Genomic DNA, 15,172 nt, shown 5'->3' on the forward strand with positions numbered 1-15,172 from the left:
ATGACATGATTCGAAAGATGATCAAGTTCGCTTTGGCAGCCACATTGCTGGCTGCTCCGCTCGGCGCCAAAGCACAAACGGCGATCGGCGTGAGCTACCAGCCGTCGCTCTATTGGGGGTTGCCATTCTACTATGCCACGGTGAAGGGGTGGTGGAAGGACGTCGGGCTCAACCCCAATTTCTCGACCTTTCCCGCCGGCGCTCCGCAAATTGCCGCGTCCGCCGCAAAGTCGTGGGATGTGGGAGGCGTCGGCTCCGTGCCAGCCGTGCTCGGCGCGGTCCGCTTCAATGTCCTGACCATCGGGATCACCAACGACGAATCCAAGGCAAACGCCATGATGGTTCGTGGCGATAAATACGATGCCGTCAAAGCCGACCCGAAACTTTTGAAGGGGCAACGCCTGCTTCTGACCACCAACTCGACGGCGGACTACGCAGCGCGCAAGTGCCTGACCAAGTTCGGTCTGGTGCAGGGCGACATGCAGTTCGTCAATCTCGGACAGGCACAAATCGTCACGGCGATCACGTCGAACAACGGTGACTATGCCGGCGTCTGGGCTCCTAACACCTACACACTCCAAGAACGCGCCAATGCGAAGTACCTCTGCTCGGGTGCAGACGCCGACGCCGTCGTTCCCGGCGCCCTCATCGTGCGCGGCGACTACGCGAAGGAGCATCCGGATGAGGTGGCCAAGTTTCTGGCCGTCTATCTTCGTGGATGGGCGTGGGCGAAGGCCAATCCCGCAGAGGCACGCAAGCTGGCGCTGGATTTCTACAAGCAGGGCGGGCTCGAGACCAGCGCGAAGGCGATGGACGAAGAATTTGCGCTGCGGCCGACATTCTCGCTCGACGAGCAACTCAAGCTGATGTCGCGGGCAAACGGCGAGTCGACAATGGACAAATGGTTTTCCCAGATCGCCAAATACCTGGTCGAGGTCGGCACGGTTCCGTCGGCTCCCGAGGCAAAAACCTACATCACTGATGAATTCATGAAGCGCGTGGCGGCGGATCCCAAGCTGCATGCCTTCGCCACTGAATTCGTCAAAAAATAATCACCCAGCACGATCCGGCGATTCATCTGAATCGCCGGACGTCTTGAACCACAGCGAGAGAGCAGTTCGTATGTCCGTCGTTTATATGAAGAAGGCAGCCAAGACTCCCGAAACGGAGACCGAAACTGCACGCGCAGTCGTTCACGACATGCTTGCCGCGATCGAGACGGGGGGCGAGCAGACTGTCCGCGACTATGCGCTCAAGCTCGACAAATGGTCAGGTCCGATCGTTCAGACCGCCGAAGAGATCGAACGCCGGACACGCCATATCCCGCAGCAGGTGAAAGACGATATCGAATTTGCCGCGGCCCAGGTGCGGCGCTTTGCCGAAGCGCAGCGCGATTCGATTCAGGACTTCTCGCTGGAGATTTCGCCGGGCCTCCAGCTTGGCCAGAAGCTGGTGCCGATCAACACGGCGGGTTGTTACGTGCCGACTGGCCGCTACGCTCATATCGCCTCCGCCTACATGTCGATCGCGACCGCCAAGGCTGCGGGAGTTCGGAACGTCATCGCCTGCTCAGCACCTTACAAGGGCGAGGGAGTTCATCCTTATGTGCTTTACGCCATGCAGGTGGCGGGTGCCGACGTGATCATGTGTCTGGGTGGTGTCCAGGCCATTGCCTCGATGTCCTATGGCCTCTTCACCGGCAGCAAGGCGGATGTGATCGTTGGACCGGGCAACAAATTCGTCGCGGAAGCGAAACGGACACTGTTCGGCAAGGTTGGCATCGACGTCTTTGCGGGCCCGTCGGAAGTGGCCGTTCTGGCCGACGAGCATGCCGATCCTCTTATCGTCGCCGCCGATCTGGTTGGGCAGGCCGAACATGGTCACGAAAGCCCGGCCTGGCTGATCACATCGTCGCGCCGCGTCGCAGATGAAGTGTCCCGGATCGTACCTGAATTGATCGAGAAGCTGCCGCCCACGGCGCGCGACGCCGCGAGTGCCGCATGGCGTGACTATGGCGAAGTCGTCCTCTGCGATACCCGCGAAGAGATGGTCGAAATTTCGGACACCTATGCCTGCGAGCATCTCGAGGTGCACTGTACGGATCTCGACTGGTGGCACGCCCACCTGACGAACTACGGCTCGCTCTTTCTTGGCGAAGAGACCAACGTCGCCTTCGGCGACAAGGTGTCGGGACCGAACCACATCCTGCCGACCAAGTTTGCGGCGCGCTATTCGGCGGGCCTTTCCGTACACAAATTCTTGAAGCCACTGACGTGGCAGCGGATGACGCGAAGCGCTTGCGAGGTGATCGCTCCGATCTCCGCGCGCATCTCGCGACTGGAAGGCATGGAAGCTCACGCGCGAACGAGCGATGTCCGGATGGCAAAATATGCGCCGGGATCGAATGCGGATCTCGGTGCGCAGGTCGCTTCGTAGTGTCGTTCCGGCTTGGTCATCTGTTCGATCTCACCGGACGAACCGCGCTCGTAACCGGCGGCAACAGCGGTATCGGCTTGGCAATGGCCCGCGGACTGGGTCTTGCCGGCGCCAAGATCGTACTGGTGGCGCGGCGAACCGTCGAGCTTGAGCAAGCGCGAGATGAGTTGTCGAACGAAGGCGTGTCGGCCCGCGTGATCGCGGCCGACCTCGCCTCCTCTGATGCAGGAATGGCCCTGGCGCAGGCTGCAGACACACTTGGTGCGACGGTGGACATCATCGTCAACGCGGCCGGCGTTAATCTCAGGGAGCCGTTTCGCGACGTCAGCGTGGCGGCGTTCGATCTGCACATGGCCTTGCACCTCCGCGCGCCGTTCCTGCTAACCCAGGCCTTCGCGCCGGGCATGGCCGCGCGGAGATGGGGGCGGATCGTGAATATCGCCTCACTGCAGAGCTGGCGCGCCTTTCCGAACTCGGCGCCCTACGGCGCAGCGAAGGGCGGCGTGTTGCAGCTGACGCGCGCGATCGCGGAAGAGTGGTCGGCAAATGGGATTACATGCAATGCGATTGCTCCCGGATTCTTCCCGACCTCGTTGACGGCATCGGTCTTTCGCGACACCGAGCGCGCGAAGCGGCTTGCCGCGCAGACTGCCATCGGCCGCAATGGCGAACTGAACGATCTAATCGGTGCGACCGTCTTTCTTGCATCGGACGCAGCGGCTTACATCACTGGACAGTGTCTCGCCGTGGACGGCGGGTTCACCGCAAAATAAGGAGAGGCGCGATGCGGGCGCTCGTTTATACCGGACCGCATTCACTGCAGATGCGCGAGGAGGCGTTTCCAACTCCCCTTGCCGATGAGGTTGTGGTCCAGGTTGAGGCCGTCGGCATTTGCGGCTCCGACATGCATGCTTATCACGGCCACGACTCGCGCCGCCCTGCTCCGCTGGTTCTCGGTCATGAGGCGGCGGGGCGCATCGCGACCGGACCGCGGACAGGCGAGCGCGTGACCATCAATCCGCTCGTCGTCGATCCGGCCTGCCCCTACGCCATCGAGGGACGATGGCATCTGTCGCCTACACGCCAGATCCTTTCGATGCCGCCGCGTCCGGGCGCGTTTGCCGAATACGTCAGAGTGCCTGAACGCAATCTCGAACCGATCCCGGAGGCACTCGCCATCGAGGATGCTGCGCTCGCGGAGCCGATCGCAGTGTCCTGGCATGCGGTTCGTCTCGGAATGGAGAAGCTGCATCTTCCGATGGCTGCGGCCCGCGTCGTCGTTCTCGGCGGCGGCGCGATCGGGCTGGCGGCGGCGTTGGTGGCGCGGCATTTCGGAGCCGTGGACTTACGCGTGGGAGAGACCAATGCGCTTCGTCGCGCCTCCCTGCAGCGCTTGGAACACATCGAGACTTACATGCCGGGCGACCCATCCGAACCCAGCGAAAACAGTGTCGATCTGGTGATCGATGCGGTCGGCGCCGAGGGCACACGGGCGGCGTCCTGCCGGATGGTGAGGCCGGGCGGCGTTATCGTTCATATCGGTCTGCTGCCGGGTGTCGCTGGCCTCGACATTCGAAAGGTGACACTGCAGGAAATCACCTTTGTCGGCGCCTATTGTTATACGCCGATCGATTTCAGGCAGACGGTGACCGCGATCGCCGGCGGCAGGCTCGGCAAGCTCAAATGGTATGAGGAGCGTCCACTGGCCGAAGGCGCGCATGCTTTCGCGGACATCGATGCCGGTTCAGTTGCGGCAGCGAAAGTCATTCTGCGTCCCTAGAGAGCCGCTTCTTCGAACGGCAGGTCATCGCCCGCAAAGGCCGCGATCAGTCGCGAACGATCGCTGCAACTTCTGCTCACATTGAGAACACGCACGCAGACGGCCGCCAGCCGGCTGACGTCTTCGATTTGAAATACGCAATGTCACGTAACCGTCAACATCCGTGGCAACGGTCCGGTGAATGCCGCGGCTTGCCTTCCCATATCTATTATCTTATATAAGATCTATAACTAAGCTTTAAAAACAAGAGGCCGGAGGAAATTGGCATGGAAGATCAAGGCGCTGCGCGCGCTAGAGCAAGACGACCGTCGTCGTGAGCCTGGGTAGGCTGATCGGCGATCCAGCTGCTCCCGCAACCGAGATCAACCAAGGCCGCGAACGTTGCAAGCTTTGCGTGCGCATCGTGACGCGAGAGAACCGGCATTCCCGGCGTGAACGACTCTCGTGGTGAGTGTGGTTGTGGATGTTGCTCGTTCGGCGGACTGCGTTGTCCGGTCACGTAACATCTGATCAGTCGTGCTGCCGTGACGGAAGTCGCCGAAGCGCGCGGAAGCGTTGTTCGCCATCCTTTCCATCCATCACCACAGCAATCGCCGACGACAACTCAACGCAACGACGTTCGCAAGTCGTCATACGGAGGATCATCGTGCCCGATATCGTGATCAGCGAATTCATGGATGAAGCGGCCGTCCGCGAAGGCTTGGCGAGGTTCGATGTCGTCTACGATCCGACGCTGGTCGACCGCCCGAACGAACTCATCAAATTGGTCGAGAGTGCACGCGCATTGATCGTACGTAATCGCACCCAGGTTCGCGATCGGTTACTCGAGGCAGCCTCCCGCTTACGCGTTGTCGGCCGCTTGGGCGTAGGTCTCGATAACATCGACCTCCTGGCGTGCGAACGACGACAAATCTCGGTCTATCCGGCAACGGGCGCGAACGATCGATCGGTCGCAGAATATGTGATCTGTGCGGCAATGATGCTATTGCGCGGCGCCTACACATCAACATCACGCGTCGCTGCGGGCGAATGGCCACGCGAAGCGCTGATCGGTCGTGAAATAGGCGGTAAAGTGTTGGGTCTGGTCGGCTTCGGATCCATCGCCAAGCAAACCGCCGTGCTGGCGCGGGCGATGGGCATGCACGTCATCGCCTATGATCCCTACACGGACGATTCGCAATTCGCGACGACCAATGTGGAGAAGCGACAGCTCCCTGCACTTCTGGCCGAAGCCGATGTCGTTAGCCTCCACGTTCCGCTCACGGAGGAAACTAAAAATCTCATCGACGGCGCTGCGCTGCAACTGATGAAGCCCAATGGGATCCTGATCAATGCCGCAAGAGGCGGGATCGTGGACGAAGCAGCCGTGGTCCAGGCGCTCATTGCCGGCACACTCGGCGGAGCCGCGCTTGATGTCTTCGCGAAAGAACCGCTCGGGGCTGGAAGCTTCTTGGAAAACGTGCCCAACCTGATCCTCACGCCGCATATCGCCGGCGTGACCGACGAGTCGAACGTAAGAGTATCGTGGGTGACCGTAACGAATGTGAAGAAGGCGTTGGATGCATGAGTGTACTTTCTGTAGCGGACGCAATCGACCTGGTGGCGGCGATATTTGGCAAATACGGGTGCGGTTCTGATAACGCGCGGTCCGTGGCCCGCGCTTTGGTCGCCGCAGAGGCCGATGGTCTTCGCGGCCATGGGTTCTCGCGAATCCCCACCTATCTGGCGATGGTCAAGACCGGGAAAATAGACGGCAAGGCCACGCCTCGCGAAACACTCCCCCGCCCTGGCGTCCTGGCCATCGATGCTGCTTGCGGCTTTGCCTACCCGGCCATCGATCTGGCTCTCACGCAATTGCCGAACATCGCGTCGACACAGGGGATCGGCGTTGCGGCAATAAACCGCTCGAACCATTGCGGCGCCGCGGGCCTGCCATGTGAAGCGCTGGCCCGTCAGGGTTTGGTGGCCTTGCTGTTCGCCAATACACCAAGCGCCATGGCTCCATGGGGTGGCCGAACACCCGTCTTCGGAACGAATCCGATCGCATTCGCGACGCCAACGCGGGGAGAGCACCCCGTCGTGGTGGATCTTGCGCTGTCGAAGGTCGCACGCGGTCCGATCGCGGCCGCGAAGCAACGTGGCGAATCGATTCCCGAAGGCTGGGCATTGGATACGGATGGAAATCCAACCACCGATCCAGCCGCGGCGCTGGCAGGGACCATGATCCCGCTCGGCGATGCGAAAGGCGCAGCACTCGCTTTCATGGTTGAGATACTCGCGGCGTGTCTGACGGGCTCCAATCTCGCGTTCGAAGCATCCTCGTTTCTCGATGGTGAAGGCGGTCCACCTCAGACCGGGCAATTGATCCTTGCGATCGATCCCGCGGCGTTCGGCCACCAAAGATTCCTCGACCGGGTCGCGGCACTTGTCGGCGCGATCGACGCACAGGATGGCGCGCGACTGCCCGGCTCTCGGCGATTAGCCATCCGCGCGCGCGCGGCGCGCGAAGGTCTCGCGATCCCTCCCGAGATCAAGGCCCTCGCCGACAACTAAGTACCAAACACAATAATCAGAAGTAACAGGGAGACAGTGGCAATGAAGGCATTCAAAGCCATGGGACACGTGTACGTCCAGGTTGTCATTGGCATTATTGCCGGCCTCGCACTTGGTGTGCTGGATCCGGCTCTCGGCGTTCAGATGAAGCCTCTGGCTGACCTTTTCGTCAAACTGATCAAGCTGTGCGTCGGTCCGCTTGTCTTTCTTGCGGTCGTCCATGGTATCACGTCCGCCGGAAGCCTTCGCACGGCGGGGCGTGTAGGCCTCAAAGCGCTCATCTATTTCGAAATTGTCACGGCGCTGGCCATGCTGATCGGGTGGGCGGTCGGCGAGATCATGCAACCTGGCGCCGGCTTGAACGTCAATCCCGCCGATCTGGATCCCGCCGGAATCAGCAGCTTCACAGCCACCAAGGCCGCGGCCGCCAGCGGTCCGTTGCTGTTGAAGTTCGTTCCTGTCTCGATATTCGATCCCTTCGTGCGCAACGACGTTGTCGAGCTGTTGGTGATGGCGGTGTTCGGCGGCATCGCGCTTCTGACCATCAAAGACAAAGCTCCACAGTTGAACGCGGTCCTTGATCAGGTCTTGCAGTGGCTGTTTCGCATCATGGGCATGATTACGCGGCTGGCACCTCTCGCCGCGTTTGGCGCCATCAGTTTCACCATCGGAAAATTCGGCATCGGCGCACTGCTTCCGCTCATGAAGCTGGTCCTGGCCTACTATGTCGGTGTTGTCCTATTCATCGTTATCGTCCTCTGGACGGTATTGCGATGGTGCGGCGCGGGTTTGATCGAATTCATGCGTTACATCAAGCAAGAGATTGCCATCGTGTTCGGCACCATCACGTCCGAGGCCGTAATGCCGCGTCTCATTACCAAGCTCGAACATCTCGGCTGCAAGCCGGACGTGGTTCGTATCGTGTTGCCGACGGCTTACTCGTTCAATCTTGACGGGACCGCACTCTATCTCGTTCTGGCTCCGCTGTTCATCGCTCAGGCACTCAATCTCGACTTGTCATGGACGGACAAAGCAACGCTCTTTCTGCTTCTCATGCTGACATCCAAGGGGGCCGCAGGTGTAACAGGCGGCGTGTTGGTCACTCTAGTGTCGACAATGCTCGCCCATCCGGTCATCCCGGCAGCCGGTATCGCAATCACACTCGGTGTCGACCGCTTTCTGAACGAAGGGCGCGCAGTCGTAAATCTGATCGGAAACGCTGTAGCGACGTTGGCGATCGCTCGCTGGGACAATTCGCTCGACGTTCCGCGCATGCGTGCGGTGCTGCAGGGCAAGGTGCCGCTTCTCGACGATGAGATCGTAGCACCAACGTACGTCACGCCACCATTGCGGGAGTCGTCGGCAAGCTTACAGACCTGATACGCTTGCTGCACCCTCCAGTCCAATCGCTGCAATCGTTGAAAAGACGACGCCTTCGCGCGCAGAGGCGTCGTCCTAAAACCAGGCCGCGCGCCGATGACTCTGCCGCTCGGAGAGGTTGATGGCGCCACATATGTTCAGAACACGCCGGGCAGCAACATGGCGACCTTTTGCTTGTAGTGGCGGTATTCCTCACCGAACAACGTGACCAGATCGCGCTCCTCGAGCCAGATACCGACAAAGATGTAGGTCGTCGTCACTGCCGCGAATAACAGATGGCCCAGCGTCATGGTCGGCGCCGACCAGAATGCGATGATAAAGCCGAGATAGATAGGGTGCCGGATCACCCGATAGAGGCCGGGCATCTTGAACTTGATCGGCTCGCCGAGCCGACCCGTGAAATGAGTGACCACCTGAGTCAAGCCGAACAGCTCGAAATGGTTGATCAGGAAAGTACTGTAAAGCACGATCAGCCAGCCGAGAAAGCCTCCGGCAGTCGCGACAGAGACAAGCGTAGACGACTTGATTTGCCAAACGACCGTCGTGATTGGCTGCCACTGCCAGAACAGTAACAGAAGCGTCAAACTCGCCAGCAGCACATAGGTGCTGCGTTCGAGCGCAGGCGAGGCGAAGCTCGCAAACAGCTTCTTGAAGCCTTGTCGCGCCATGCCGCTGTGCTGGACGGAGAAGAGCGACATCAGTGCGAGGTTGACAATCATGGCATGCAGAGGCGAGTTCGCCGCACCACTATCGATTGTCTTCGGTACCAGGAACTGCGACACGAAGCCGATAGCGTATAGGAACGCGCCGAGAAAGATGAGATAGGCGAGCGTCCCATAGCCGAGCACGAAGCTCCGTGCGACGAGCGAGCCGAGGGCGAAGGCCGGCCGATGTGCTGGCTCATCTTGCAGGGATGTGGACATAATCAATTCTCATGATGTGAGTTACGAAATCGCCGTTGCCAAAGTCGACCCCGCTGGCGCGATGCGTCGCCGCTGACTCTACTGCCAACGGATTCTGTGCGACTGGACCTGAGGTGTCGTGAGGCGATCGCGCCCAATCGTCCGTACGAGCGCGCACCGCGCCAATGTGAGGCGCAAGGTCTGCCTTGGGTCATTCGCGACCGGGTCGAGCCAGCAGCAAATCCGGCCAAGTCCGCGATGCCGCCGAAAGCGGAAGATTCAGAGCATCAACGGTACGGCCACGGAGCATTGTCGGTTGATGGCGCCGGCTTCTGTGTGGCTCGGGAAGCTGAACCGGTTCGAGTCAGCAGGGACGGATATCACCCAACAACCGCTCCGGCCTCACTGCCGGGCCGATCTGATGATGAGGGCGACGTCGTCGTTCGGCCGTACTTGATGGATTGGAAGCGAACGGCGACCTAGCGGGCAGCGGCCGCCACGCCGGCCTCCTTCAAGAAGGTATTCCAGCGCTCGACCTCGAACTCAAACCGAGCTTTGTGTGCGGCGACCGCCCATTCGGACGACGGAAATGTGGTGGTGCCGGCCGCTATGAAGCGGTCTACGATCATCGGGTCGGCAAGCGCCTTGCGCAGGGCGTCATTCAACTTTGCCACGATGTCAGGCGGAATGCCGGCTGGGGCGTAAAGACCGTGCCAGATCGTCATATCGAATTGCGGCAGGCCCGCCTCGCGGGCGGTCACGACATCCTTGATGACATCCAGGCGCTTATCGGATGTCACGATATATCCCTTGACGCCTCCGCCGAGAATTTGCGGCACCGACGTCGTGGACTGATCGCACAGCACGTCGACCTGACCTGAGACCAGATCGTTCATCGCCGGCCCAGTGCCGTTATAGGGGACATAGACCGGCTTGATGTTGAGTGCTTTGCCGAGCAAGATCGCGCAGAGGTGAGCGTTGGAGCCGTTACCTGCATGCGCCATCGTGAGCTTAGAACCCTGCGCTTTCATGTATGCGATGAGTTCTGACGCAGTCTTGGCCTCGAGCGTCTTTTTTCCGAGCAGCACCATAGGCCCTGTATTGACAAGTCCGAGCGGAGAAAACGCAGTCCGCGTGTTATAGGTCAGATTGCTGTAGAGGCTCGGCGCCGCGGCGAGCGCCAGATGATGGATCATGATCGTGTATCCATCGGGTGCAGCTCGTGCGACCCGGGCGGCCGCCAACGTTCCGCCTGCTCCTACGACATTTTCAATGATGATCTGTTGGCCCAGACTCTGGCTCATCGGTTGCGCGATCAGACGCGCGATGACGTCAGATGGACCTCCTGCCGCAAAGGGCACGACGAGCGTAATCACTTTGTTCGGAAAGGACTGCGCCTGAGCGCTCCCTGCCAGCACCATCAACGCCGCGATAAACCTCAATGCCCGGAACATCACGCCCCCCAAGAGATCTGTAGCCCTCCCTCAATATCATATCTCATATCTTATACAAGAGAGCTCGACGGGTGCGGCGTCACTGAGACAAGTCCATCAGGCAGCCGATAGCTGCTCTCGAGTCGACCCGAGACGACATTGGCGGCGAAATCGCCCTTCAGCGTGTAGAAACCGCGCAGGACGCGGCACGCAGGTCGACGTCGCGCCTTTGGCCTATGCCGACGAAGCGGCGGCCGCGCCGGCCACCACGGCTTTAAGGCCTTCGCTTGCGCGCGGCCGCCGGCTTCACGAGCGACAAGCGATTTCAGTTTTTCAGCGGCACGCCCTTGGTGGTGAAGCGCTGCATCTTGCCGCCACCACGGATCGGGCGCCGCGTGCCGGCGGCCTTGCCGGTGCCGGGCGGCTGATGCGCCGGCACCAGTTGGTCCGGGCGTGAGCCGATCAGATCGGCGCGGCCCATCGCTTTCAACGCCTCGCGCAGCACCGGCCAGTTCTCCGGGTCGTGATAGCGCAGGAACGCCTTGTGCAGCCGGCGCTGTCGCAGCCCCTTGATCGCCTCGACCTTTTCACTCGCGCCGCGCCGCACGCCGCGCAGCGGATTGACGCCGCTATGATACATCGCGGTGGCCGTCGCCATCGGTGAGGGCAGGAAGGTCTGCACCTGATCGGCGCGATAGCGATTCTTCTTCAGCCAGAGCGCGAGGTGCATCATGTCCTCGTCTGTCGTGCCCGGATGCGCCGCGATGAAATACGGGATCAGAAAGTATTTCTTGCCGGCCTGCTTTGCAGCCGCCTCGAACATCTCCTTGAAGCGGTCGTAGGTGCCGATCCCCGGCTTCATCATCTTGTCGAGCGGGCCGCGCTCGGTGTGCTCGGGCGCGATCTTCAGATAGCCGCCGACGTGATGCGTGACGAGCTCCTTGACGTATTCGGGACTCTTCACCGCGAGGTCATAGCGCACGCCGGACGCGACCATCACTTTCTTGACGCCTTTCGTCTCGCGCACCTTGCGATAGAGCCGGATCAGATCGTCATGCGAGGTGTTGAGGTTCGGACAGATGTCGGGAAACACGCAGGACGGCAGTCGGCACGCTGCTTCGATCTTTGGATCCTTGCACGCCATCCGGTACATATTGGCGGTCGGCCCGCCGATGTCGGAGATCACACCGGTGAAGCCCGGTGTCTTGTCGCGGATCCGCTCGATCTCACGCAGGATCGAGCCCTCCGAGCGGTTCTGGATGATGCGGCCCTCGTGTTCGGTGATCGAGCAGAACGTGCAGCCGCCGAAACAGCCGCGCATGATCGTCACCGAGAACTTGATCATGTCCCACGCCGGGATCTTGGCATCGCCGTAGGACGGATGCGGCGCGCGGGCGTAGGGCAGATCGTAGACCGCGTCCATCTCCTCCGACGTCAGCGGAATCGGCGGCGGGTTCAGCCACAGATCGCGATCGCCGTGGCGTTGGACCAGCGCGCGCGCATTGCCGGGATTGCTTTCCCGATGCAGCACGCGCGACGCGCGGGCATAGGCCTCGCGATCCTCTTCAACCTGCTCGCAGGCCGGCAGCCGGATCACCGTGTCGCCGCGCTGGCGGCCGGCGCCCTCATCCGCAGAGTCGAGATCGTCGGCGTGCAGTTCCGTGTAATTCTCCGGCACGCGGCGAAACAGAGCGACGCCGCGCACGTCGTCGAGTTCGCGTGGCGCCTCGCCGGCAGCGAGGCGATGCGCCACTTCGACAACGGCGCGCTCGGCATTGCCGTAGAGCAAGAGGTCCGCCTTGGCATCCGCGAGAATCGACCGGCGCACCTTCTCGGACCAGTAGTCATAATGCGCGATGCGGCGCAGCGATGCCTCGATGCCGCCGAGCACGATCGGAACATCCTTGAACGCTTCACGGCAGCGCTGGGCATAGACGATGGTGCAGCGGTCCGGCCGCTTGCCGCCTTCGCCGCCGGCCGTATAGGCGTCGTCATGGCGCAGCCGTCTGTCCGCCGTGTAGCGGTTCACCATCGAATCCATGTTGCCGCCGGTGACGCCGAAGAACACAAGCGGCTTGCCGAGCGCCTTGAAGGGCTCGGCGGAGTGCCAATCGGGCTGCGCGATGATGCCGACCCGGAACCCTTGGGCTTCGAGCAGCCGTCCGATGATGGCCATGCCGAAGCTCGGATGATCGACATAGGCGTCGCCAGTCACCAGCACGATGTCGCAGGCATCCCAGCCGAGCGCCGTCATCTCGGCGCGGCTCATGGGCAGGAACGGCGCCGCCTTGCCGGAAGACGCCCGGGTGGGGGACAACGACATCAAGGGTTTTTCAGCGACAGCGAGTGCATTCGTGGTGGTATTCATGGCGCCACGCATAAGACCCCGGACCTTTAAATTCAACCAACCGGCGGCGATTTCGACGGCCTGCGACGACGCCCGTGATCAAGAATATTGTCGTACTATCTCAACGAGATAAATGTTTGGTGTTTGGGGCTGACCGGTGCACCGCTCGCGCCGTGATCGCCCGAGACGACCTCCAGTGACCGCACCCCCGATTTCCCACCCTTTTCCGGCGCCCAAGGCTCGGATATCCTGCGGAACCAACCGAAACCGGAAAAAATAGGCCCACCGCATAGCGCCCCTGCGCCAGCTCCCGTTCATTTTCGCCGGTTCGCCATTTAGAAGATAAACTTCTCAAAATCACAAAGACTTAAGGGACAAACCATGCCTGCCTACCGCTCCAGAACGACGACCCATGGCCGCAACATGGCAGGCGCACGTGGCCTCTGGCGAGCCACCGGCATGAAGAACGAGGACTTCGGCAAGCCGATCATCGCCGTGGTCAACTCCTTCACCCAGTTCGTTCCCGGTCACGTCCATCTTCAGAATCTCGGCCAGCTCGTCGCGCGCGAAATCGAAAAGGCCGGCGGCGTCGCCAAAGAGTTCAACACCATCGCGGTCGACGACGGCATCGCCATGGGCCACGACGGCATGCTGTACAGCCTGCCGTCGCGCGAAATCATTGCCGACAGCACGGAGTACATGGTCAACGCGCACTGCGCGGACGCCATGGTCTGCATCTCGAACTGCGACAAGATCACGCCCGGCATGCTGATGGCAGCTTTGCGCCTCAACATCCCGACCGTCTTCGTGTCCGGCGGACCGATGGAATCCGGCAAGGTCACTCTCAAGGGCAAGAAGCGCGCGGTCGATCTGATCGACGCCATGGTCGCAGCTGCCGACGATAAAGTCAGCGATGCCGAAGTCGAAGTGATCGAGCGTTCCGCCTGCCCGACCTGCGGCTCATGCTCCGGCATGTTCACGGCCAACTCCATGAACTGTCTCACCGAAGCGCTCGGCCTCGCGCTGCCTGGCAACGGCTCGATCCTTGCTACCCATGCCGATCGCAAGGGACTGTTTGTCGAAGCCGGTCACCTGATCGTCGATCTCGCACGCCGCTATTACGAGCAGGACGACGAGACCGCATTGCCGCGCAACATCGCGAGCTTCAAGGCGTTTGAAAATGCCATGACCCTCGATATCGCCATGGGCGGATCGACCAACACCGTGTTGCATCTGCTGGCCGCGGCCTATGAAGGCAAAATTCCGTTCACCATGCAGGATATCGACCGGCTGTCGCGCCGGGTGCCGGTGCTGTGCAAAGTGGCACCCTCCGTTGCCGACGTGCACCTTGAAGACGTGCATCGCGCAGGCGGCGTGATGGCGATCCTGGGCGAGCTTGACCGCGCGAACCTCCTCAATCGCGGCCTGCCGATGGTCCACAGCAAGACGCTGGATGACGCGTTGGCCCGTTGGGACATCCAGCGCACCAAGAGTGACAGCGTCCGCACGTTCTATAAAGCCGCGCCGGGCAATGTGCCCACGCAGACGGCCTTCAGTCAGGAGAAGCGGTTCGAAGAACTCGACACCGATCGCACCGCGGGCTGCATCCGCGATTTCGAGCATGCCTTCTCCAAGGATGGCGGTCTCGCCGTGCTGTTCGGAAATCTGGCGCTCGACGGCTGCATCGTCAAAACCGCAGGTGTCGACGACAGCATCCTGAAGTTTGAAGGACCGGCCCGCATCTTCGAAAGCCAGGATGCCGCGGTCGAGGGCATCCTCGGCGGTAAGGTCAAGGCCGGCGATGTGGTGGTGGTTCGCTATGAAGGCCCGCGCGGCGGACCCGGCATGCAGGAAATGCTGTATCCGACCAGCTACCTGAAATCGAAGGGCCTCGGAAAGCAGTGCGCGCTGATCACCGACGGGCGCTTCTCCGGCGGATCGTCAGGTCTGTCGATCGGCCATATGTCGCCGGAAGCAGCGGAAGGTGGCCTGATCGGCCTCGTTGAAGACGGCGATCTCATCAAGATCGACATTCCTGCGCGCTCGATCAATCTGCTGGTCGACGACGCCACGCTCGCCAAGCGCCGGGAAGCTATGATCGCGCGCGGGACGGAGGCTTGGAAGCCAGCGAAGAAGCGGACCCGTAACGTGTCGATGGCGCTCAAGGCCTATGCTGCGCTCACCACCAGCGCCGCCCACGGTGCGGTGCGCGTCGTCCCCGAATAAGGGGCTGTAACTTAACGAGACGGACTCCCTGGAGCCCGTCTCGTGCGGGTGTGACCCGATTGTGATTTGCGACGTTGAGCTTTTTCCAGCGAACATCGCGCTTTCCCTCGTCGAG

At 61.2% G+C, this 15,172-nt stretch carries 11 protein-coding genes; 8 read left to right on the forward strand and 3 right to left on the reverse strand.

What is annotated here, in order from left to right; all coding sequences use genetic code 11:
• Window positions 1-5: 5 nt before the first annotated feature.
• The 7 genes from ACP0KA_RS09895 to ACP0KA_RS09925 all read left to right on the forward strand — a co-directional run bounded on the left by ACP0KA_RS09895 (window position 6) and on the right by ACP0KA_RS09925 (window position 8,149).
• Entirely contained in the window at window positions 6-1,052 is a 1,047-nt protein-coding gene (locus ACP0KA_RS09895) for an ABC transporter substrate-binding protein (RefSeq protein WP_424628619.1), read from the forward strand.
• 70 nt (window positions 1,053-1,122) lie between these two features.
• The gene (gene hisD, locus ACP0KA_RS09900; protein WP_424628620.1) at window positions 1,123-2,436 is read left to right on the forward strand and encodes a histidinol dehydrogenase; all 1,314 of its coding nucleotides are present in this window, start codon (window positions 1,123-1,125) and stop codon (window positions 2,434-2,436) included.
• Entirely contained in the window at window positions 2,436-3,209 is a 774-nt protein-coding gene (locus tag ACP0KA_RS09905; RefSeq protein WP_424628621.1) for an SDR family NAD(P)-dependent oxidoreductase, read from the forward strand. The genes hisD and ACP0KA_RS09905 overlap by 1 nt, the downstream gene beginning before the upstream one ends.
• 11 nt (window positions 3,210-3,220) lie before the next feature.
• A complete protein-coding gene (locus ACP0KA_RS09910; RefSeq protein WP_424628622.1) occupies window positions 3,221-4,216 on the forward strand; it encodes a zinc-dependent alcohol dehydrogenase in 996 nt (331 codons plus the stop codon).
• 646 nt (window positions 4,217-4,862) lie between these two features.
• A complete protein-coding gene (locus ACP0KA_RS09915; RefSeq protein WP_424628623.1) occupies window positions 4,863-5,783 on the forward strand; it encodes a hydroxyacid dehydrogenase in 921 nt (306 codons plus the stop codon).
• Entirely contained in the window at window positions 5,780-6,769 is a 990-nt protein-coding gene (locus ACP0KA_RS09920; protein ID WP_424628624.1) for an Ldh family oxidoreductase, read from the forward strand. The genes ACP0KA_RS09915 and ACP0KA_RS09920 overlap by 4 nt, the downstream gene beginning before the upstream one ends.
• A gap of 42 nt (window positions 6,770-6,811) precedes the next feature.
• Complete coding sequence (locus ACP0KA_RS09925; protein ID WP_424628625.1) at window positions 6,812-8,149, forward strand: cation:dicarboxylate symporter family transporter; 1,338 nt, start codon at window positions 6,812-6,814, stop codon at window positions 8,147-8,149.
• A 137-nt stretch (window positions 8,150-8,286) separates the two neighbouring features.
• Here ACP0KA_RS09925 and mddA read toward each other — a convergent pair whose 3' ends face one another.
• The 3 genes from mddA to ACP0KA_RS09940 all read right to left on the reverse strand — a co-directional run bounded on the left by mddA (window position 8,287) and on the right by ACP0KA_RS09940 (window position 12,852).
• The gene (gene mddA / locus ACP0KA_RS09930; RefSeq protein ID WP_424628626.1) at window positions 8,287-9,072 is read right to left on the reverse strand and encodes a methanethiol S-methyltransferase; all 786 of its coding nucleotides are present in this window, start codon (window positions 9,070-9,072) and stop codon (window positions 8,287-8,289) included.
• Between the two features lie 458 nt (window positions 9,073-9,530).
• Window positions 9,531-10,505 (reverse strand): tripartite tricarboxylate transporter substrate-binding protein, encoded by a 975-nt coding sequence (locus ACP0KA_RS09935; protein WP_424628627.1) that lies wholly within the window; start codon window positions 10,503-10,505, stop codon window positions 9,531-9,533.
• 304 nt (window positions 10,506-10,809) lie between these two features.
• A complete protein-coding gene (locus tag ACP0KA_RS09940) occupies window positions 10,810-12,852 on the reverse strand; it encodes a YgiQ family radical SAM protein (RefSeq protein ID WP_424628628.1) in 2,043 nt (680 codons plus the stop codon).
• A 360-nt stretch (window positions 12,853-13,212) separates the two neighbouring features.
• Between ACP0KA_RS09940 and ilvD the strand changes: the two genes are divergently transcribed.
• Entirely contained in the window at window positions 13,213-15,057 is a 1,845-nt protein-coding gene (gene ilvD / locus ACP0KA_RS09945; protein WP_424628629.1) for a dihydroxy-acid dehydratase, read from the forward strand.
• Window positions 15,058-15,172 lie beyond the last annotated feature (115 nt).

Source organism: Bradyrhizobium sp. SYSU BS000235, assembly GCF_049747295.1.
In the GTDB taxonomy this organism is placed as follows: Bacteria; Pseudomonadota; Alphaproteobacteria; order Rhizobiales; family Xanthobacteraceae; genus Afipia.

Bases quoted from the DNA above. Each gene is read 5' to 3' on its own strand.
- ACP0KA_RS09910 (WP_424628622.1), top strand. From the start codon at position 3,221: ATGCGGGCGCTCGTTTATACCGGACCGCATTCACTGCAGATGCGCGAG.
- ACP0KA_RS09935 (WP_424628627.1), bottom strand. From the start codon at position 10,505: ATGTTCCGGGCATTGAGGTTTATCGCGGCGTTGATGGTGCTGGCAGGG.
- hisD (WP_424628620.1), top strand. From the start codon at position 1,123: ATGTCCGTCGTTTATATGAAGAAGGCAGCCAAGACTCCCGAAACGGAG.
- ACP0KA_RS09940 (WP_424628628.1), bottom strand. From the start codon at position 12,852: ATGAATACCACCACGAATGCACTCGCTGTCGCTGAAAAACCCTTGATG.
- ACP0KA_RS09920 (WP_424628624.1), top strand. From the start codon at position 5,780: ATGAGTGTACTTTCTGTAGCGGACGCAATCGACCTGGTGGCGGCGATA.
- ACP0KA_RS09925 (WP_424628625.1), top strand. From the start codon at position 6,812: ATGAAGGCATTCAAAGCCATGGGACACGTGTACGTCCAGGTTGTCATT.
- ACP0KA_RS09895 (WP_424628619.1), top strand. From the start codon at position 6: ATGATTCGAAAGATGATCAAGTTCGCTTTGGCAGCCACATTGCTGGCT.
- mddA (WP_424628626.1), bottom strand. From the start codon at position 9,072: ATGTCCACATCCCTGCAAGATGAGCCAGCACATCGGCCGGCCTTCGCC.
- ilvD (WP_424628629.1), top strand. From the start codon at position 13,213: ATGCCTGCCTACCGCTCCAGAACGACGACCCATGGCCGCAACATGGCA.